Source organism: Streptomyces racemochromogenes, assembly GCF_039535215.1.
Lineage (GTDB): Bacteria > Actinomycetota > Actinomycetes > Streptomycetales > Streptomycetaceae > Streptomyces > Streptomyces racemochromogenes.
The window spans coordinates 1,995,566-2,015,056 of record NZ_BAAAWT010000001.1 but is presented as its reverse complement, the minus strand read 5'-3'; the positions used below and the strand labels follow the sequence as shown (position 1 = coordinate 2,015,056).

Genomic DNA, 19,491 nt, shown 5'->3' with positions numbered 1-19,491 from the left:
CTGACGAGGCGGGCAGGGGCGGGGTTGGCCGCCGTGGCGGCGTGGGCGGGCCTGCTGGGCGGTCTGGCCGGCTGCACCGAGGACGGCGGATCCCCCGTCGAGATCCAGCTGCCCGGAAAACCCCGCTCCCCGGACGAGGCCATCCGGGTCACCCCCGACGACAACGCCAAGGGCGTACCGGCCGAGGGCCCGCTGCGGGTGAACGTCCCCGAGGGCCGCCTCGAACGGGTCAGGGTCACCAAGGTCGAGGACGCCCAGGAGGAGGAGGTCCCGGGCGAGATCGCCGCCGACGGCCTCAGCTGGAGCCCGGACCCCGACGCCGGACGGCTCGCGCTCGCCGCCAAGTACACCGTCGACGCGGTCGCCCTCGACGGGCACAACCGCCGCCAGGCCCGGCACACCACCTTCACCACCTACGTCCCCGAGGAGCGGTTCATCGGCTACTTCAAGCCCGAGAACCGCTCCACCGTCGGCACCGGCATGATCGTCTCCTTCAACTTCAACCGGTCGATCAAGCAGCGCGCCGACGTGGAGCGGGCCATCACCGTCACCGCCGACCCGGCCGTGGAGGTCGTCGGCCACTGGTTCGGCTCCGACCGCCTCGACTTCCGGCCCAAGACCTACTGGAAGGCCGGCACCGAGGTCACCGTGAAGATGAAGCTCCGCGACATCGAGGGCGCACCCGGCTCGTACGGCATCCAGGACAAGACCATCCGCTTCACCGTCGGCCGCTCGCAGGTCTCCACCGTCGACGCGGAGGCGCACACCATGGAGGTCCGCCGGGACGGGCAGCTGCTGTCCACCATCCCCATCAGCGCCGGAGCGCCGAAGAACACCACCTACAACGGCAAGATGGTGGTGATGGAGATGTTCGACGTGACCCGGATGAACGGCGCCACCGTCGGCTTCACCAGCGACGACGGCAAGGGCGAGTACGACATCCCGGACGTCCCGCACGCCATGCGGCTCACCGCCTCCGGCACCTTCCTGCACGGAAACTACTGGGCCAGCCCCGACACCTTCGGCTCCACCAACACCAGCCACGGCTGCGTGGGCCTGCGCGACGACAAGGGCGGCGGCTCGGACACCCCGGCGGGCTGGTTCTTCGACCGGACGCTGGTCGGGGACGTGGTGGAGGTCGTGAACTCGCAGGACAAGACCGTCGCCCCCAACAACGGACTGGGCGGCTGGAACATGTCCTGGGCCGACTGGGTGGCGGGCTCCGCCATCGGCTGACACACCCGGGCCCTCCCCGCACCCCGGGGAAGCGGTGCAATCGAGTGATTGTCAGACCGGAATGCCGTACGCGCCGAGTGTCTTCCGTACGCCGCGCCGAAGCCCGCCCGCAGCCTGTCAGGGCCACCGGCGCGGGCAGGTGGCCGAGACAGCGGACGGAGTGTCATGTCAGCAAGGAACTGGACCCTCGGGCTGGCCGTGGGCGTCGTACTCGCCACCGGGACCCCCACGGCCCTCGCGGCGGGCCCCGGTGGCGAGCCGCCGGCCACGGCACGCACGCTGAGGGCCCCGCTGCCGGGCGGCCTGGGGCCGTGCATCCCGGGCAAGGAGCCGGGCGAGGCCTGTCCGTCCTCCTGGCCGGACCCCAACAACCGCGACTTCACCGGCCGGGACCAGAACATCAACGTGTTCGTCGGCGGGGACATGCTGGTGCGGCGGGGCGCCGCCGAGGCCGAGGGCAAGGTCGTCGTCCTCGGCGACTTCGACATGAACAAGACGGCCGGCGTCTACAACGTGGGCATCGCCGGCGTCGGCTCCCGCGTTCCCCCGCCGAACGGATCGGACTTCCTGACCACCGGCGGAGACGTCACCGTGGCCACCGGCCAGACCCTCCTCGCCGACGGCGGCGTCGTCCGCTACGCGGGCACCCTCACCGGCAACGTGACCGGCACCCGCACCCACGACGCCAACGCCGCCGACCCCTACACCCGCCTGCGCGGCGCCCTCACCACCGCCAGCACCTGCTACGCCTTCCCCGCCGGAGTCCCGCGCACGGCCACCGGCCGGGCCGTGTACAGCGACCAGGAAACCGTGTTCACCGGCGACGGCCGCTCACCCCTCCAGGTCTTCAACGTGGACTTCGACCTCTCCGGCCCCTCCGGCCGGCAGCAGACGCTGCGCTTCGCCGGGATCCCGGAGAACGCCACCGTCCTGGTCAACGTCACCGGGGAGAGCCCCGCACTGCGCGTCAACAACGCCCTGCTGCCCGCCGGGCTGCGCGAGCGGCTGCTGTGGAACTTCCCCAACGCGGAGACCGCCACCATCGCCGGCTCGGCGCAGCTCGGCGGCAGCGTCCTGATCGGCCCGCAGGCGTCGGTCACCGACGTCTCCGTGATCGGCATGAACGGCCGCTTCTTCACCGCCGGCAGCGTCACCCACACCAGCCCCACGGCGACCACCGGCCTGGGCGCGGAGTTCCACGCGTACCCCTTCAACGGCGACCTGCCCGACTGCGCGCCCGTACCGCCGGCCCGGGGGTCGGTGTCCGTCCTCAAGCACGACGAGAACGGCCGGGCCCTGTCCGGGGCGAAGTTCGAGCTGTGGAAGGAGACCAACGGCGTCGACGGACTCCAGGCCACCGGCTCGAACCCCGACACCAAGGTCGCCGACTGCACCACGGGCACGGACGGGATCTGCGCGCGCGAGGAGGAACTCGGCACCTACCACTGGCGCGAGACCACCCCGCCCACCGGCTACGACCTCCCCGCGCAGCCCGTCCACACGCTGGTCCTGACGGCCGAGAACGCCACCCAGGGGGTGCGCTGGACGGCCGTGAACACCAGGACCCCCGTGCCGCCGGACGAGAGCGCCCGGGTCGTGCTGCGCAAGATCGACAAGGACACCGGCGACCCGCTGCCGGGCGCCCGCTTCGAGCTGTGGCGCGAGAGCAACGGCACCGCCGGCCTCCAGACCGGGACGAACCCCGACACCCTCCTCGGCGACGGCGCCTGCGTGACCGACGAGCGGGGCACCTGCACGGTCGAGCTGCCGGTCGGCGAGCGCTACTACTGGCGGGAGGTCGGCCTGCCGACGGGCTACGAACGGCCCCGCGACCCCGTCACCGCCTTCGACCTGGACCCGGGCGAGACCGAGGAGTACGTCATCGTCACCGTCCCGAACAGGAAGGCGGACGAGGACCCGGGCGGCGTCATCAAGGTGCTGAAGAAGGACGCCAAGACGAAGCGGCCGCTGCGCGGCGCGGAGTTCGAGCTCTGGCGGGAGACCGGCAGGGCCGTGGGCCTTCAGCGCACCGGGGACGACGCGGACGAGCGGGTCGGGGACGAGTGCACCACCGGCCGGGACGGAGTCTGCGCCTTCGACGGGCTGCCGGACGGCTCGTACTACGTGGTCGAGGTGGACGTCCCCGACGGCTACGTGGTGCCGCGCGACCCGGTGACGGGCCCGCTGACCCTGGACGGGCGCACACCCGGCCACCGGATCGCCGTCACCCTCCTCAACAAGCGCGTGCACGACGGCCAGACCTGCCACTGCAAGGACGAGCCCGACCACGGCAAGCCGGACCACGGCAAGCCCGAGCAGGGGAAGCCGGAGCACGGCCGTCCCGACCACGAGGGCCCCGGCCACGACGGACCCGGCCACGGGCGTCCCGACCACGAGGGCCCCGGCTGGAACCCGGGCCAGTGGCCGCTGGGCGGTGACCGCAAGGCCTGACACCCCGCCCGCCCCGGCACTTGGGACGGAACGGTGACACGACTGTGCCTATTCGTAATCTCCCCATGTGATTTCCTGTCGACAAGCGCGCGACTGTCCGTGCGCGGGGGACATGGGGAGAACACGAGTGAACCTGCAGCCGATACGCGGCCGCGTCCGCACCGGTCTGCCGGCCGTTCTGCTGGGGGCGGTCCTGCTGCTGACCAGCGCCTGTAGCGGCGGTGGCGACGGCGGGGGCAGCGGCGGGGACAACGGCAAGGCCGGTGGCGGTACGGCGAAGACCGGCACCGAGGCGTCCAAGGCCGTGGTCAACGTCAAGCCGGACGACGGGTCGAAGGAGGTCGCCACCAGCGGCGTCCTGAAGATCACCAGCAGCGGGGGCAAGCTGACCACCGTGACGGTGGCCGACACCAAGGGCAACGCGGTCGAGGGCAAGCTGGCCGCCGACGGCGCGACCTGGGAGCCCGCCCGCAACCTGGCCGCCGCCACCGAGTACAAGGTGCACGCGGTGGCCAAGGACGAGGCCGGCCGCGAGTCCGCCAAGGACACCACCTTCAGCACCCTGACCCCGCAGAACACCTTCGTGGGCCACTACACGCCCGAGGACGGCTCGACCGTCGGCGTGGGCATGCCCGTCTCCATCAACTTCACCCGCGGCATCACCAACACCGAGGCCGTCGAGAAGGCCATCACCGTCACGGCCGAGCCGTCCGTGCCGATCGAGGGCCACTGGTTCGGCAACGACCGGCTCGACTTCCGTCCCGAGAAGTACTGGGCGGCGGGCACCAAGGTCACCGTGAAGATGGCGCTCGACGGCGTCGAGGGCCGCCCCGGCGTCTACGGCAAGCAGACCCGCACGGTCACCTTCACCGTCGGCCGCTCCCAGGTCACCACCGTCGACGCCACCTCCAAGAAGATGGAGGTCGTCCGCGACGGCCAGGTCCTCAAGACCATCCCGATCACCGCGGGCGCCCCGTCGACGACCACCTACAACGGCCAGATGGTCATCAGCGAGAAGTACAAGGTCACCCGGATGAACGGCGCCACCGTCGGCTTCGGCGGCGAGTACGACATCTCGGACGTCCCGCACGCGATGCGCCTGTCGACCTCGGGCACCTTCGTCCACGGCAACTACTGGGCCCCCTCCAGCACGTTCGGCTCGGAGAACGTCAGCCACGGCTGCGTCGGCCTGGAGGACGAGCGCGGCGCCGGCGACCCCAACACCCCCGCGGCGTGGTTCTTCAACGAGTCGCTGATCGGCGACGTGGTCGTCGTGAAGAACTCCAAGGACAAGCAGATCGCCCCGGACAACGGCCTCAACGGCTGGAACATGGACTGGGCGGAGTGGATCAAGTAACCGATCCGCGTACGTGAGCCGGTGGCCCGGTGCTGTGACCCACAGCACCGGGCCACCGCGCGTTAACCGCGGCTAACCTTCCCCGTATGACCATCTCTCTCGAAGTCTCCGAAGGCGTCGGCACCATCCTGCTGGACCGCCCGCCCATGAACGCCCTGGACATCGCCACCCAGGACCGGCTGCGCGAGCTCGCCGTGGAGGCCACCGACCGCGCCGACGTGCGCACGGTCGTCCTCTACGGCGGGGAGAAGGTGTTCGCGGCCGGCGCGGACATCAAGGAGATGCAGAACATGGACCACGCGGCCATGATCGCCCGGTCCCGCGCACTCCAGGACGCCTTCACCGCCGTGGCCCGGATCCCCAAGCCCGTCGTCGCCGCCGTCACCGGCTACGCCCTCGGCGGCGGCTGTGAGCTCGCCCTGTGCGCCGACTACCGGATCGCCGCCGACAACGCCAAGCTCGGCCAGCCCGAGATCCTGCTCGGCCTGATCCCGGGCGCGGGCGGCACCCAGCGGCTCTCCCGGCTGATCGGCCCGTCCAAGGCCAAGGACCTGATCTTCACCGGCCGCATGGTCAGGGCCGAAGAGGCCCTCGCCCTCGGCCTGGTGGACCGTGTCGTGCCCGCCGCCGAGGTGTACGAGCAGGCTCACGCCTGGGCCGCCAAGCTGGCCCAGGGCCCGGCCATCGCGCTGCGCGCCGCGAAGGAGTGCGTGGACGCCGGCCTGGAGGCGGACATCGACACCGGCCTGACCATCGAACGCAACTGGTTCGCGGGCCTGTTCGCCACCGAGGACCGCGAGCGCGGCATGCGCAGCTTCGTCGAAGAGGGCCCGGGCAAGGCCAAGTTCGTCTGAGGGGCGCTCGAAGACGGCCGCACGGAACCCCTGCGGGTGGATTAGCCCAGCCTTAAAGCAGCCTTAAGGGGACCTGGTGATCCACTGACGGTGATCGCCGCGCAGCGGAACGTCACCCCAGGTCAGGGTGGTTCATGCAGCCTTCGGTTGCCTTTCGCATATGCCGGGAGACCCCCTCGGAATCCATGGTTCCGGGGGGTGTATTCCTGCGGAACGGCCCGGACGGGCGCGCGGGCCGTCCATGATGGGTGCATGGCGGGCCTGGAGGGTGTGGAACAGCCGCGGCAGCGCAGCAGCGCTTCGGCCGTACGGCTCACGGCGGCGGTCGAGGACGAACAGGGGCTCAAAGCGCTGGAGTTGTACGGCAACCCGGCAGAGGCGGAAGTGACCCTGCCGTCCATGCCGGAGTCCGCGAGCACGGCCCGCCGGCTCACCCAGAGCGTGGTCATCCGCTTCTGGGGGCTGTCGCCGCAGATCTCCGAGCACGCCGTGCTCCTGGTCTCGGAGCTCGTCGGCAACGCCGTGCGCCACACCGGCGCCCGCTCTTTCGGCTTACGGATGCTGCGGCGGCGCGGCTGGATCCGGGTGGAGGTGCGCGACCCCTCGCGCGGGCTGCCCTGTCTGATGCCGGTCCACGAGCTGGACACGACGGGCCGGGGGCTGTTCCTCGTCGACAAGCTCTCCGACCGCTGGGGCGCCGACCTGCTGCCGCGCGGCAAGATCACCTGGTTCGAGATGCGGGTCGCCGACCGCTGACCGGCCCCGAAAAGCCAGAAACCCCCTGTCGCCGAGGTGGGGCGCTACGGGGGTTTCATGGGTGCGCCGAGGACCGGTGGGGTGTGTGATCCTCGGCGGGTGACTTCGCTCGGGTCAAAGGGAAGCCGTGGTTCCGACTATGGCAGACGAGGGCCCAAATGCCAAAAGTCCCGACTCGGACATAAGTGTGCATATCCCAAGAGTTTCCACCTAAATCCTAGGTGAGATGGGCCACTCGCCTCACAATCAACGAATAAATATCGACCGCTCTGTGTAAATCGTTGATCACATAGCGGACACCCGGCTCTGGGCCCCCGTTCGACGGAAGTCTCAAATTGGGTCAATCATTACCTTGAGGATGATCCGGCTCTTAAATGGGCGGGTGCTCTGTTATCCAGACCGCCGTACCGCCCTGCGCGCCGCCGCGGCCGCCGCCGCCGGCGCCCTCACCACGGCCTGCGGCGCGGGCGGCGGCCGGGCGGCGCCGGGACCCGTCCGGGCCACCGCGGCCCAGCCCGCCCGCCCGGCCGGGCGGGCGCCCGCGGCCCCGGCGCCCCGCCGCATCCCGGGACAGCCCGTGGAGATCGCGCACGGCCCCCGCGACCGGCCCCGGGTCGCCCTCACCTTCCACGGCAACGGCGACCCCACCACCGCCCGCGCCGTACTCGCCGCGGCGGAGGAGGCCCGCGCGCGGGTCACCGTACTGGCCATCGGCAGCTGGCTCGACGAACACCCCGACATGGCCCGGCGGATCCTGGACGGCGGCCACGAACTCGGCAACCACACCCAGCGCCACCTCGCCATCAACGGCATGTCCGAGGCCGAGGCCTACGCCGAGATCACCGGCTGCGCCCAGCGCCTCAAGCGGCTCACCGGCTCCATCGGCAGCTGGTTCCGCCCCTCGCAGACCCAGTACGCCACGCCCCTCGTCCGGACCCTCGCCCAGCGGGCGGGCTACCCGCACGTCCTCTCGTACGACGTGGACTCCCTCGACTTCACCTCGCCCGGCGCGGCGGCCGTCATCCGCAACGTCACCGGGACGATCCGGCCCGGATCGGTGGTGAGCCTGCACTTCGGCTACGCGGACACGGTCGACGCGATGCCGCCCCTCCTCGAAGAACTCGCGCGCCGCGAACTGCGCGCGGTGACCACCACGGAGCTGCTGACCTCATGAAGACCACCCGCCTTCCCCGGAAGGCCACCGTCCTGCTGGCCGGTCTGGTCCTCGCCGCCCTGGCCGGCTGCGGATCGGCAGACAAGGCCCCCGCCGAGGCGCTCGGCACCAAGGGCCCCGCCAGGCAGCCCGCCAAGGCCGTCCCGGCCGTGCCGCCGGGCCTGGCCGGGATGCCCCCGCTGCTCGACCCCCACGACGTGTACGCCGCCGACCGGCCGAACAGGCTCTCCCCGGCGGTCAAGGACTTCCCGTCCCGGGTCTACGTCCCGAACACCAACTCCAACACGGTGTCCGTCATCGACCCGGCCACGTACAAGGTCATCGACACCATCCCCGTCGGCGTGCAGCCGCAGCACGTGGTGCCCTCCTGGGACATGAAGACCCTCTGGGTCAACAACAACCGCGGCCACACCCTCACCCCGATCAACCCGGCCACCGGCGAGGCCGGCAAGCCCGTCGAGGTGCACGACCCGTACAACCTGTACTTCACGCCCAACGGCAAGTACGCCGTCGTGATGGCCTCCATGGACCGCGAGCTGGCCTTCCGCGATCCGCACACCATGGACCGGGTGAAGACCGTCCCCGTCACCTGCGCCGGCGTCAACCACGCCGACTTCTCCGCGGACGGCCGCTACTTCATCGTCAGCTGCGAGTTCTCCGGCGAACTGCTCAAGGTCGACACCGAGAAGATGGAGGTGATCGGCCAGCAGAAGCTTCCCTTCGAGGGCGCCATGCCGCAGGACGTCAAGATCTCCCCCGACGGGAAGACCTTCTACGTCGCGGACATGATGGCGCACGGCATGTGGGTGCTCAGCGGGGAGAAGTTCGACGTCCCCAAGCTGCTGCCCACCGGCAAGGGCTGCCACGGCCTCTACGTCAGCCGCGACTCCAGGGAGATGTACGTCTCCAACCGCGGCGAGGGCAGCGTCTCCGTCTTCGACTTCAAGGAGAACCGCCTCACCAAGAAGTGGCAGCTGCCCGACGGCGGCAGCCCCGACATGGGCGGGGTCTCGGCCGACGGCAAGGTGCTGTGGCTCTCAGGCCGCTACAACTCCGAGGTCTACGCGATCGACACCGTCACCGGCAAGCAGCTGGCCCGCATCCCGGTCGGCGGCGGCCCCCACGGCCTCGCCGTGTACCCGCAGCCCGGCCGCTACTCCCTCGGCCACACCGGCATCTTCCGGTAGCCGGCGCGACGGTGCCCCGGGGAACGGGACCCGCAGGAGCCCCCCGCGCCCCGGGCCGCTACCCTGAGCCGGTCAACAAGCACCAAGAAGGGGTGGACCCAGTGGCTGACATCGAGAGCGCACGGGCGACGTTCGACAAGTTCGACGTGAACGGTGACGGCTTCGTCACGGCCGACGAGTACAGCGCGGCCATGAAGGCGATGGGTGACCACTACGTCACCGCCGCGGTCGCGGACTCCGTGATCGCCGCCAAGGACACCGACGGCGACAAGCTGATGAGCTTCGACGAGTTCTGGGCGTCCCTGAACAAGTAGGCGCGGCGCGTCCGCCTCCGCCCCGCCCGCCGGGGCGGGGGCGCGTCAGGCACCGCCCGCCGGCGCCGCCGCCGGTCCCTCCGGCCCGGACAGGGCCTCCACCTCCGCCAGGGCCTCTTCCAGCCAGCTCAGCCAGAAACCCTCCAGGGCGATGCCCCCGCGCAGCACGAGCCGGCGCAGCCGGTCCGCGTCCGCGTCCCGCCCCGCCGGGAAGTCCTTCGCCTCGATGGCCTCGTACGTGGCCAACTGCGCCCGGTGCAGCTCCAGATGGCGCCGCAGCTCCGGCCCCAGCCCCTGCGGCCCGACCACCGCCGCCGCGCGGATCCGCAGCAGCAGCGCGTCCCTGACCGGCTTCGGGTCCTGGCTCTCGTCCACCCACCGCGTCAGCTCCGCGCGGCCGTCGGGCAGCACCTCGTACTCCTTCTTCTGCCCGCGCACGGGCACCTCGCTGGGCAGCGCCCGGATCAGCCCCGCCTCCTCCAGCCGCCCCAGCTCCCGGTAGATCTGCTGGTGCGTCGAGGACCAGAAGTAGCCGATCGACTTGTCGAACCGCCGGGTCAGCTCCAGCCCCGACGAGGGCTTCTCCATCAGCGCGGTGAGAATGGCATGCGGCAGCGACATGCGGCCATCCTAGGAGCCCAGCACCGCGAGCTCCTGCGGGGTCCGCGGCCCGGGCGCCCCGTCCGCCAGCATCCCCTTCGCCCGCAGGAACGCGGCGACCACCGGCGCCCAGGCCGACCGCAGCCCCGCCGACGCGAGCAGCTCCGGGTCCGAGAGCAGCTCGGCCGCCGGGCCCGTGCGGATCCCCGACGGGGTCAGCACGGCCGCGTCGTCCGCCCAGCGCACCGCGAGGTCCACGTCGTGGGTGGCCATGACCACCGTGGTGCCGGCCGCGCGCAGCCCCGCGAGGACGTCCAGGAGGCGCTCCTGCCCGTCCGGGTCGAGCCCGGCCGTGGGCTCGTCCAGGATCAGCACCCGCGGGGCCATGGCCACCGCGCCCGCGATGGCCGCGCGCTTGCGCTGCCCGTACGACAGCAGGTGCGTCGGGCGGTCCCGCAGCGCGGTGATGTCCAGCGCGGCCAGCGCGCCGTCCACCCGCTCGCGGACCTCCGCCGCCGGCAGCCCCAGGTTCATCGGGCCGAAGGACACGTCCTGCTCCACGGAGGCCGCGAAGAGCTGGTCGTCCGGGTCCTGCACCACCAGCTGCACCGAGGTGCGCAGCCGGACCAGGCCCTTGCGGTCGTACGCCACCTCGGCGCCGCCGAGCCGCAGCGTCCCCGAGCCGGGCCGCAGGCCTCCGCTCAGCAGCCGCATCAGCGTGGTCTTGCCGCTGCCGTTGCGGCCGAGCAGCACCAGCGCACGGCCCTCGGCGATGGCGAAGTCCACCCCCGACAGCACGGCCGGGCCGTCCTCGTACGCGTATCCCGCGCCGACCAGCTCCACCAACGGGGTCACAGCCACAGCTCCTTCAGTACGAGGGTCCCCGCGACCAGGGCGGTCAGCAGGGCGGCGGACCCCGTCAGGAACCGCCACGACAGCGCCGCTTCGGGCACCAGCACCCGCAGCGCGCCGTCGTAACCGCGTCCCGCCAGCCCCTCCTGGAGCCGGGCCGCGCGGTCGAAGGCCCGGACGAACGAGGTCGCCGCGAGCCCGGCCAGCGAGCGCCACACCGCCGCCCGGCCCGCCTGCCCCAGCCGGGCCGCCTGGGCGCGCCGGACCCGGGCCGTCGAGTCCAGCAGCAGGAAACCGATCCGGTACATCACCAGGGCCACGTCCACCACGGGCGCCGGCACCCCGGCCCGCACCAGCCGCGGCAGCACGTCCGAGACCGGCGTCGTGAAGGCGAACAGCAGCACCCCGAGGGAGGCCGCCGAGGTGCGCAGCAGCAGTTCCGCCGCGTGCCGGGGCCCGTCCGGGGCCGGGGCGAGGAACCCGTCCGGGCCGCCCACCGACACCAGCAGCGGCAGCGCCCCGGTCACGCAGAAGCCCAGCGGGACCCGGAAGGCCCGCCACAGCTGCCGCCCGGCCACGCCGGCCGGCCCGAGCAGCACGGCCAGGGTCGCGGCGGCCACCAGCGGGCCGCCCGGCCAGGGCGGCAGGCACACCGCGGTGACCGTGAGCCCGAGCCCCAGCAGGGCCTTCTCCAGGGGGTGGCGGCCCCGCCAGCGGCTGGAGTGCGCCGCCACGTCGATCGGCAGCACCGCCTACGACTCCCGGGCCGGGCCGGTCCGCCCGGCCTCCTCGGCCTCCGGTGCCCCGGCGGCTTCCGGTGCCCCGGCCGCGGCCCGCGCGAGGGCCTGCGCCGCGCCCTGGCGGCGGCCCTTGCGTACGCCGAAGTAGTAGGCGAGCACGCCCGCCCCGAGCGCCGCCTGGAGGGCGAAGAGCGCCGACTCGACCTCGCCCGACGGGGGCTCGTACAGCGGGGCGAACCAGGGCTCGTAGTCCGGCTTCAGCTCGGTGATGGCCGCCTCCGCCTGCGCATCGGCGCCGGTGAACGGCTCCTCCTTGCCGTCGCCGAGCCCCAGCGCGAGCGGGATCACGGCCAGCGCCGCGACCAGGAGCAGCAGCAGGGTGTTGATCTTCGCGTTCCTGCTCATCAGAGGGCCGCCTCCGGCTTCGCCTGCTTGCCGCCGGTCAGCTTCGCGACCCCGAGCCGGACCAGGTCCGACGTGCTGGACTGCATCAGCAGCCGCATCACGAGGACCGTCAGCAGTCCCTCGCTGACGGCGAGCGGGATCTGGGTGAGGGCGAAGATGCCCGCGAACTTCTCCAGTGAGCCCAGGAAGCCGCTCGCCGGGTCGGGGAAGGCCAGCGCCAGCTGGACGGAGGTGACGCAGTAGGTGACCAGGTCGGCGAAGAACGCGCCGAAGAAGACGGTCACCATCAGCGGCGCGCCGGCCTTCCGCAGCAGCCGGTAGACCCCGTAGCCGGCCCAGGGCCCGGCGATGGCCATCGAGAAGACGTTGGCGCCCAGCGTGGTGAGTCCGCCGTGGGCCAGCAGCAGCGCCTGGAAGAGCAGCGTGATGGTGCCGAGCACCGCCATGATCGGCGGCCGGAAGAGGATGGCCCCGAGCCCCGTCCCCGTCGGGTGCGAACAACTGCCCGTCACGGAGGGGATCTTCAGGGCGGACAGGACGAACGTGAACGCACCGGACGCCCCGAGCAGCAGCGTGCTCTCCGGGTTCGCCTTCACCTCGCGGGTCAGCGCGCGGACCCCGTGGACGACGAAGGGGGCGGACGCGGCGCCCCAGGCGGCCGCGTGCAAAGGGGGCAGGAACCCCTCGGCTATATGCATGGGTTGGGAGACCTCTCCAGCACCTCGTGGATGGACGACGCGCCCCGGCCGGTCTCCTGGCTCACGGGTACTGATGCCCTGGCTCCGCCTTCCCGGGGCCGTGCGGTGTCCCGCGCGGGCCCAGTGGCTTCCCGCAGGGGAGTGGAGCCGGACTTCCCGATCACAGTGGCGAGGGCCGCACCGGTCTTGCACCGGTTTCCCGAACACCAAGGCCAGATGACCCTAGTCGCCCGCACGGACCGTCACAACCCGGACCGATCCGGCGGCCGGCCGCCCGCTCCCGGCACACCCGTACGGGCCAGGCCCGCTGGCCGGCCCACCGGACGCCCGGCACGGTGGAGGGCATGGCCGCCGACGACAGCCCCCGGTACGAGGACCTCTCCGCCGTCTACGTCAACTGCACCCTCAAACGCTCTCCCGAGACCAGCAACACCGAGGGCCTGATCGCGCGGAGCCGGGCCGTCATGGAATCGGCGGGCGCCCGTACCTCGCTGATCCGCGCCGTCGACCACGACATCGCCACCGGCGTCTGGCCGGACATGACCGACCACGGCTGGGAGAGCGACCAGTGGCCGGTCCTGTACAGCCAGATCATGGAGGCCGACATCCTGGTGCTGTGCGGCCCCATCTGGCTCGGCGACAACAGCTCCGTCATGAAGCAGGTCATCGAGCGTCTCTACGCCTGCTCCTCCCTGCTGAACGGGGCGGGGCAGTACGCCTACTACGGGCGGGTCGGCGGAGCGCTGATCACGGGGAACGAGGACGGCGTCAAGCACTGCGCCATGAACATCCTCTACAGCCTCCAGCACCTCGGCTACGCGATCCCGCCCCAGGCCGACGCGGGCTGGATCGGCGAGGCCGGCCCCGGCCCCTCCTACCTGGACCCGGGCTCGGGCGGCCCGGAGAACGACTTCACCAACCGGAACACCACGTTCATGTCGTGGAACCTGATGCACCTGGCGGCGCTCCTCAAGCGCGCCGGGGGCATGCCGGCCCACGGCAACCAGCGGTCCCTGTGGGACGCCGGCTGCCGTTTCGACTTCCCCAACCCCGAACACCGCTAGCCGGGCGGCTCCGGGGCCCCGAGCGGGTCAGCAGGTGTTGGGGTGCGGGAAGTCCAGCACGAGCCGCTCGGGCGAGTGCAGGACGGAGGTGTTCCAGGTCGGCTTGGTGTCGAAGGCGGCGCCGAAGGTCACGTACCCCTCGTAGTCGCCGGTCATGGCCATGCCCTTGAGCTTGCTGAGGTAGATCTTCTGGAGCCTGGGCCCCTGGTAGACGTTCTGCCCCGCGTCGTCGTGCCCGGCGGCCGGGTGCAGGCGGATCTCCAGGAAGTACTTCCCGGCCAGCGGGACGGGCTTGCCCGAGCCGTCGTAGACGAGCTCGGACACGGGAGTGACGGTGACCGGGGGCACGTAGCCCTGGAGGTCGATCACGAACCGGTCGTACGTGCAGTGCCCGCCCCAGCGGGCATTGACGACGAGCGGCGTCTGGGTGCGGGTGGTCGCGGTGGCTGCGGAGGCCGGCGACGCGGAGAGCGCGAGCCCGGCGGTGAGCAGGGCACCCGTGGCGAGGGCCACGATCCGGCGGCGGTGCGGGTGACGCATGATGTCTCCCCGGTTCCGTGAGACGGGGACTTGCCTGTCATCTCATAAGACAGCGCCGGGCCGCGACCGGTTCCCGCAGGCGTGCGCCCGCCGCGTCAGAACGTCAGCAGCGCGCTCAGCTGGGCGTCCAGGTCGTAGTGGCGCCGCTCCTGCCCGCGCGGCACCAGCTCCGTCATCCGCCGGCACAGCTCGCGCACGTCCTTGGCGCGGGCGGAGACCACGCAGCTCTGCTCGCCGTTGCTGAAGCCGAGCAGGACGCGCGGCTCCGAGCCGCTCCAGCGGGGCCACACCTGTATGTCGCCCTCGCCGGTGGCGGTGTTCTGCCCGTCGAGCAGCAGCTCCCGCGAGAACACCCAGCGGGCGAGGTGCGTCCCGGCGCCCCGGAAGTCCACGGCCACCTCGTACGGGCGGTCCGTGCGGTAGACGAACCGGCCGGTCAGGGGCACGGACAGGGGGGCGGCTTCCAGCCGCAGCGGCAGGAGTCTGTGTTCGGTGGTGGTGGCCATCGGCGGCTGCCTCTCGTCGCGCGTGGGTCCTTCCCGCGCCCCTCCCGGCACGCTATCCCCGGCCCGGGGGAGCGGCGCGGGGCCGAAGGTCCCGAGCCACCGGGCCGCAGGGCCTCTTTTCGGCCACCGCGCCCGCGGAGCGCGGGCGTGCGAAGGGCCCGCCCTCCCGGAGGGAGGACGGGCCCGGTGATCATGCGCGCACGTCGCTGATCAGCACTCGATGACGTTGACCGCGAGGCCGCCGCGCGCCGTCTCCTTGTACTTGATCTTCATGTCGGCGCCGGTCTCCTTCATGGTCTTGATGACCTTGTCGAGGGAGACCTTGTGGCTGCCGTCCCCGCGCATCGCCATCTTCGCGGCGGTGACGGCCTTGACGGCGGCCATGCCGTTGCGCTCGATGCAGGGGATCTGGACCAGGCCGCCCACCGGGTCGCAGGTCAGGCCGAGGTTGTGCTCCATGCCGATCTCGGCGGCGTTCTCGACCTGCTCGGGGGTGCCGCCCAGCACCTCGGCGAGGGCACCGGCCGCCATCGAGCAGGCCGAGCCGACCTCGCCCTGGCAGCCGACCTCGGCGCCGGAGATCGAGGCGTTCTCCTTGAAGAGCATGCCGATCGCCCCGGCGGCCAGCAGGAAGCGGACCACGCCGTCCTCGTCCGCGCCGGGCACGAAGTTCACGTAGTAGTGCAGGACGGCCGGCAGGACGCCCGCGGCGCCGTTCGTGGGCGCGGTGACGACGCGGCCGCCCGCGGCGTTCTCCTCGTTGACGGCCATCGCGTAGATCGTCGTCCACTCGCTGCGGTGCATCATCGGGTCGCCCTCGGTGCGCAGCTGGCGCGCCGTGGACGCGGCGCGGCGCTTGACGCGCAGGCCGCCCGGGAGGATGCCCTCGCGGGACATGCCGCGCGAGACGCAGGACTGCATGACGCGCCAGATCTCCAGCAGGCCCTCGCGGATCTCCTCCTCGGTGCGCCAGGCCTTCTCGTTCTCCAGCATCAGGGAGGAGATCGACAGGCCCGTCTCGTTCGCCAGGCGCAGCATCTCGTCACCGGAGCGGAAGGGGTACTTCAGCACGGTGTCGTCGAGCTTGATCCGGTCCTCGCCGACCGCGTCCTCGTCCACGACGAAGCCGCCGCCCACGGAGTAGTACGTCTTCTCCAGCAGCGGCGCGCCGGAGGCGTCGTACGCGAAGAGGGTCATGCCGTTCGCGTGGTAGGGCAGCGAGCGGCGGCGGTGCAGGATCAGCTGGCTCGGCTCGTCGAAGTCGATCTCGTGGGCACCGCCTATCTCCGCGCCCAGCAGCCGCAGCTTGCCGCTCTTGCGGATGCGCTCCACCTCGTCGTCGGCGGACTCGACGTCCACGGTGCGGGGGGAGTGGCCCTCCAGGCCCAGCAGGACCGCCTTGGGCGTGCCGTGGCCGTGGCCGGTCGCGCCGAGGGAGCCGAAGAGCTCCGCCCGCACGGCGGCGGTCTGGGCGAGGACGCCGTCCTTCTTCAGCCGCGTCACGAACATGCGCGCCGCGCGCATCGGGCCGACCGTGTGGGAGGAGGACGGGCCGATGCCGATGGAGAAGAGGTCGAAGACGGAGATGGCCACTGGCGGACTCCCTTGTCTGCTCGTGGGGTGGGGAGGGGGCAGGGGTGTGGTGATCAAGAAGGGGGATCTGCGGATTTTGTCCGGCAGACGAGCGTAACGCGTGGAGATGAACGGTTCGCCTCCCGGACGGGGCCGTCAGGCGTGAGCCGGATCGCGTTCCGGTGCCGGGTTGCGGTCATGGAAAGGGCCCGGCCTTGTGGAGAACAAGGCCGGGCCCCGGAAACCGCGCCTAGAGCGACGGGTACAGCGGGAACTTCGCGGCCAGGGCCGAGACGCGCGCCTTGAGGTCGGCGGCGTCGTACTCCGGCTTCAGCGCCTGCGCGATGATCTCGGCGACCTCGGTGAAGGCCTCGGCGTCGAAACCGCGGGTCGCGAGGGCCGGCGTACCGATCCGCAGGCCCGAGGTGACCATCGGCGGCCGCGGGTCGTTCGGGATGGCGTTCCGGTTGACCGTGATGCCGACCTCGTGGAGGCGGTCCTCGGCCTGCTGGCCGTCCAGCTCCGAGTCGCGCAGGTCGACCAGGACCAGGTGCACGTCGGTGCCGCCGGTGAGGACGTCCACGCCCACGGCCTTGACGTCGTCCTGGACCAGGCGGGCGGCGAGGATCTTCGCGCCCTCCAGGGTGCGCTCCTGGCGCTCCTTGAACTCCGGCGAGGCCGCGACCTTGAAGGAGACGGCCTTGGCCGCGATCACGTGCTCCAGCGGACCGCCCTGCTGGCCCGGGAAGACCGCGGAGTTGATCTTCTTGGCCAGCTCCTGCGTCGACAGGATGACACCGCCGCGCGGACCGCCGAGGGTCTTGTGCGTGGTGGTGGTGACGACGTGGGCGTGCGGCACCGGGTTCGGGTGCAGACCCGCGGCGACCAGGCCGGCGAAGTGCGCCATGTCGACCATCAGGTACGCGCCGACCTCGTCCGCGATCCGGCGGAACGCGGCGAAGTCCAGCTGGCGCGGGTACGCGGACCAGCCGGCGACGATCAGCTGCGGCTTGGACTCCTTGGCCAGGCGCTCGACCTCGGCCATGTCGACCTGGCCGTCCTCGCCGACGTGGTACGGGACCACGTTGTAGAGCTTGCCGGAGAAGTTGATCTTCATGCCGTGGGTCAGGTGACCGCCGTGGGCCAGGTTCAGGCCCATGATCGTGTCGCCCGGCTTCAGCAGCGCGAACATCGCGGCGGCGTTGGCCTGCGCACCCGAGTGCGGCTGGACGTTCGCGGCCTCGGCGCCGAACAGCGCCTTGATGCGGTCGATCGCGATCTGCTCGACCACGTCGACGTGCTCGCAGCCGCCGTAGTAGCGGCGGCCCGGGTAGCCCTCGGCGTACTTGTTGGTCAGGACCGAGCCCTGGGCCTCCATGACGGCGACCGGAGCGAAGTTCTCCGACGCGATCATTTCCAGGGTCGACTGCTGGCGCGCGAGCTCCGCGTCGACGGCGGCGGCGACGTCGGGGTCGAGCTCGTGGAGGGGGGTGTTCAGAACGGACATTCAGGGCCCCTGGGGTGTCAGTTGTCGGAGTGGGTGAGCGCGGCGTACTCGTCGGCGGAGAGCGCGTCCTTCGGCTCCTCCGACAGGCGCACCTTGAACAGCCAGCCACCCTCGAACGGGGCGGAGTTCACCAGCGACGGGTCGTCCACGACGTCCTGGTTGAACTCCGTGATCTCACCGGAGACGGGGGAGTACAGGTCGCTGACCGACTTGGTCGACTCCAGCTCGCCACAGGTCTCGCCCTCGGTGACGGTCTCGCCGACCTCGGGGAGCTGGGCGTAGACGACGTCACCGAGCGCGTTGGCCGCGAACTCCGTGATGCCGACCGTCGCGACGCCGTCCTCGACGGCCGACAGCCACTCGTGCTCCTTGGTGTAACGCAGCTGCTGGGGGTTGCTCATGACCTGATTCTCCTGGATGCGGGGAGGTGGATACGAACGGTGGTCTTGCGTGCTGAGACGGGGGGACCCGGTACGAGGGCTACTTCTGCCGCTTGTAGAAGGGCAGGGCCACGACCTCGTACGGCTCATGCGTACCGCGAATGTCGACGCCGACGCCGGAGGTGCCGGGCGCGGCGTGCTCCGCGTCGACGTACGCCATCGCGATCGGCTTGCCCAGGGTGGGGGAGGGGGCGCCCGAGGTCACCTCGCCGATGACCTCGCCGCCCGCGACCACGGGGAAGCCGGCGCGCGGGACGCGGCGGCCCTCGGCGACCAGGCCGACCAGCTTGCGCGGCGGCTTGGTGGCGGCGACCTCGGCGGCGGCCTCCAGGGCGGCGCGGCCGACGAAGTCGCCCTCCTTCTCGAACTTCACGACCCGGCCCAGCCCGGCGTCGAAGGGGGTCAGCGCGGTCGTCAGCTCGTGCCCGTACAGCGGCATGCCCGCCTCCAGGCGCAGCGTGTCGCGGCAGGACAGGCCGGCCGGCACCAGACCGGCGTCCTTGCCCGCCTCGGTCAGCGCCTGCCACAGCTCCACGGCGTGAGCGGGAGAGACGAACAGCTCGAAGCCGTCCTCGCCGGTGTAGCCGGTACGGGCGATCAGCGCGGGCACGCCCGCGACAGTGCCCGGCAGGCCGGCGTAGTACTTCAGGCCGTCCAGGTCGGCGTCCGTGAGGGACTTCAGGATGCCGGGGGACTCCGGGCCCTGGACGGCGATCAGCGCGTACGCGTCACGGTCGTCGCGGACCTCGGTGTCGAAGCCGGCCGCGCGCTCGGTGAGCGCGTCCAGCACGACCTGGGCGTTGGAGGCGTTGGCGACGACCATGTACTCGGTCTCGCCCAGGCGGTAGACGATCAGGTCGTCGAGGATCCCGCCGTCCTCCTGGCAGATGTGCGTGTAGCGGGCGCGGCCGACACCGACGGTGGAGATGTTCCCGACCAGCGCGTAGTCCAGCGCCTTCACGGCCTCCGGGCCGGTCAGGGTGATCTCGCCCATGTGCGACAGGTCGAAGAGGCCGGCCTTGGTGCGTACGGCGTTGTGCTCGTCGCGCTCACTGGCGTAGCGCAGCGGCATGTCCCAGCCCGCGAAGTCGGTCATGGTGGCACCGAGCGAGCGGTGCAGCGCGTCGAGCGCGGTCAGGCGGGGGGCAGTGCTCATGGGTGTGGCTCCCGGGTCCCAGGGCATGACATGACGAGGAGGTTCCTCCCCATCTGTCATCGGAACCTGAGAGGTTCGCCGA

20 protein-coding genes and 1 riboswitch are annotated in these 19,491 nt (G+C 71.6%); of the genes, 9 read left to right on the top strand and 11 right to left on the bottom strand.

Annotated features, from left to right (window positions below; all coding sequences use genetic code 11):
- From ABD973_RS09095 to ABD973_RS09060, 8 genes are all read left to right on the top strand, one after another.
- Window positions 1–1,236 carry a L,D-transpeptidase gene (locus ABD973_RS09095; RefSeq protein ID WP_125595210.1) on the top strand — a complete coding sequence of 412 codons (1,236 nt, stop codon included), beginning with the start codon at window positions 1–3 and terminating at the stop codon, window positions 1,234–1,236.
- 165 nt (window positions 1,237–1,401) lie between these two features.
- Window positions 1,402–3,687: a choice-of-anchor A family protein gene (locus tag ABD973_RS09090; protein WP_345499697.1), complete on the top strand. Its 2,286-nt coding sequence runs from the start codon at window positions 1,402–1,404 to the stop codon at window positions 3,685–3,687.
- Window positions 3,688–3,799: 112 nt separating this feature from the next.
- Window positions 3,800–5,044, top strand: coding sequence for a L,D-transpeptidase (locus ABD973_RS09085; protein WP_164720964.1), 1,245 nt, complete (start codon window positions 3,800–3,802; stop codon window positions 5,042–5,044).
- A gap of 86 nt (window positions 5,045–5,130) precedes the next feature.
- A complete protein-coding gene (locus tag ABD973_RS09080) occupies window positions 5,131–5,898 on the top strand; it encodes an enoyl-CoA hydratase/isomerase family protein (protein ID WP_125822563.1) in 768 nt (255 codons plus the stop codon).
- Window positions 5,899–6,150: 252 nt separating this feature from the next.
- On the top strand, window positions 6,151–6,654 hold the full coding sequence (locus ABD973_RS09075; RefSeq protein ID WP_386381797.1) for an ATP-binding protein: 504 nt from the start codon (window positions 6,151–6,153) through the stop codon (window positions 6,652–6,654).
- 358 nt (window positions 6,655–7,012) lie between these two features.
- Window positions 7,013–7,828 (top strand): polysaccharide deacetylase family protein, encoded by an 816-nt coding sequence (locus ABD973_RS09070; protein WP_345504523.1) that lies wholly within the window; start codon window positions 7,013–7,015, stop codon window positions 7,826–7,828.
- On the top strand, window positions 7,825–9,015 hold the full coding sequence (locus ABD973_RS09065) for a YncE family protein (RefSeq protein ID WP_125822566.1): 1,191 nt from the start codon (window positions 7,825–7,827) through the stop codon (window positions 9,013–9,015). Before ABD973_RS09070 ends, ABD973_RS09065 begins: the two co-directional genes overlap by 4 nt.
- A 101-nt stretch (window positions 9,016–9,116) precedes the next feature.
- A complete protein-coding gene (locus ABD973_RS09060) occupies window positions 9,117–9,329 on the top strand; it encodes an EF-hand domain-containing protein (protein WP_125595196.1) in 213 nt (70 codons plus the stop codon).
- Window positions 9,330–9,374: 45 nt separating this feature from the next.
- On the opposite strand, the gene ABD973_RS09055 is transcribed toward ABD973_RS09060, so the two are convergent.
- The 5 genes from ABD973_RS09055 to ABD973_RS09035 are packed head-to-tail and all read right to left on the bottom strand — an operon-like array spanning window position 9,375 to window position 12,624.
- Window positions 9,375–9,950 (bottom strand): PadR family transcriptional regulator, encoded by a 576-nt coding sequence (locus tag ABD973_RS09055; protein WP_125595197.1) that lies wholly within the window; start codon window positions 9,948–9,950, stop codon window positions 9,375–9,377.
- Window positions 9,951–9,959: 9 nt separating this feature from the next.
- The gene (locus tag ABD973_RS09050) at window positions 9,960–10,790 is read right to left on the bottom strand and encodes an energy-coupling factor ABC transporter ATP-binding protein (protein WP_345499692.1); all 831 of its coding nucleotides are present in this window, start codon (window positions 10,788–10,790) and stop codon (window positions 9,960–9,962) included.
- Window positions 10,781–11,530 (bottom strand): cobalt ECF transporter T component CbiQ, encoded by a 750-nt coding sequence (cbiQ, locus tag ABD973_RS09045; RefSeq protein WP_125595199.1) that lies wholly within the window; start codon window positions 11,528–11,530, stop codon window positions 10,781–10,783. The genes ABD973_RS09050 and cbiQ overlap by 10 nt, the downstream gene beginning before the upstream one ends.
- A gap of 3 nt (window positions 11,531–11,533) precedes the next feature.
- Entirely contained in the window at window positions 11,534–11,926 is a 393-nt protein-coding gene (locus ABD973_RS09040) for an energy-coupling factor ABC transporter substrate-binding protein (RefSeq protein ID WP_345499689.1), read from the bottom strand.
- Window positions 11,926–12,624 (bottom strand): energy-coupling factor ABC transporter permease, encoded by a 699-nt coding sequence (locus ABD973_RS09035; protein ID WP_125595201.1) that lies wholly within the window; start codon window positions 12,622–12,624, stop codon window positions 11,926–11,928. The genes ABD973_RS09040 and ABD973_RS09035 overlap by 1 nt, the downstream gene beginning before the upstream one ends.
- Before the next feature lie 29 nt (window positions 12,625–12,653).
- Window positions 12,654–12,850, bottom strand: a riboswitch (cobalamin riboswitch).
- A 118-nt stretch (window positions 12,851–12,968) separates the two neighbouring features.
- On the opposite strand from ABD973_RS09035, the gene ABD973_RS09030 reads away from it, so the two are divergent.
- Window positions 12,969–13,688, top strand: a complete 720-nt coding sequence (locus tag ABD973_RS09030; protein WP_345499686.1) for a flavodoxin family protein — start codon at window positions 12,969–12,971, stop codon at window positions 13,686–13,688.
- A 27-nt stretch (window positions 13,689–13,715) separates the two neighbouring features.
- Here the strand turns inward: ABD973_RS09030 and ABD973_RS09025 are convergent, their stop codons facing one another.
- From ABD973_RS09025 to gcvT, 6 genes are all read right to left on the bottom strand, one after another.
- Complete coding sequence (locus ABD973_RS09025; protein ID WP_345499684.1) at window positions 13,716–14,228, bottom strand: AMIN-like domain-containing (lipo)protein; 513 nt, start codon at window positions 14,226–14,228, stop codon at window positions 13,716–13,718.
- Window positions 14,229–14,323: 95 nt separating this feature from the next.
- Window positions 14,324–14,734, bottom strand: a complete 411-nt coding sequence (locus ABD973_RS09020; protein WP_125595204.1) for an SsgA family sporulation/cell division regulator — start codon at window positions 14,732–14,734, stop codon at window positions 14,324–14,326.
- Window positions 14,735–14,944: 210 nt separating this feature from the next.
- Entirely contained in the window at window positions 14,945–16,327 is a 1,383-nt protein-coding gene (locus ABD973_RS09015; RefSeq protein WP_125595205.1) for an L-serine ammonia-lyase, read from the bottom strand.
- A gap of 229 nt (window positions 16,328–16,556) precedes the next feature.
- Window positions 16,557–17,813 (bottom strand): serine hydroxymethyltransferase, encoded by a 1,257-nt coding sequence (gene glyA / locus ABD973_RS09010; protein ID WP_125822571.1) that lies wholly within the window; start codon window positions 17,811–17,813, stop codon window positions 16,557–16,559.
- 17 nt (window positions 17,814–17,830) lie between these two features.
- The gene (gene gcvH, locus ABD973_RS09005; protein ID WP_007266695.1) at window positions 17,831–18,214 is read right to left on the bottom strand and encodes a glycine cleavage system protein GcvH; all 384 of its coding nucleotides are present in this window, start codon (window positions 18,212–18,214) and stop codon (window positions 17,831–17,833) included.
- 79 nt (window positions 18,215–18,293) lie between these two features.
- Entirely contained in the window at window positions 18,294–19,409 is a 1,116-nt protein-coding gene (gcvT, locus tag ABD973_RS09000) for a glycine cleavage system aminomethyltransferase GcvT (RefSeq protein ID WP_125595208.1), read from the bottom strand.
- Between the last annotated feature and the right edge of the window lie 82 nt (window positions 19,410–19,491).